Here is a 281-nt window from a genome sequence, read left to right on the forward strand (position 1 = left end):
TTGGGCTTACGGCGTGGAGGCTTTTCACCCCCATTATCGCTACTCATGTCAGCATTCGCACTTCTGATACCTCCAGCATCCTTTACAAGACACCTTCGCAGGCTTACAGAACGCTCTCCTACCATATTGATTCCAGTGATAAATCACAGAAAAAATATCCGCAGCTTCGGTGACTGGCTTAGCCCCGTTACATCTTCCGCGCAGGACGACTCGATCAGTGAGCTATTACGCTTTCTTTAAATGATGGCTGCTTCTAAGCCAACATCCTGACTGTTTTAGCC

1 rRNA gene is annotated in these 281 nt (G+C 48.0%); it reads right to left on the minus strand.

Annotation, left to right across the window (positions count from 1 at the left end):
* A 23S ribosomal RNA gene (locus tag GCN75_RS28970) occupies positions 1–281 on the minus strand; the annotation flags it as partial.

It is taken from the genome of Janthinobacterium violaceinigrum, from assembly GCF_009208555.1.
Classification (GTDB): Bacteria; Pseudomonadota; Gammaproteobacteria; order Burkholderiales; family Burkholderiaceae_D; genus Janthinobacterium; species Janthinobacterium violaceinigrum.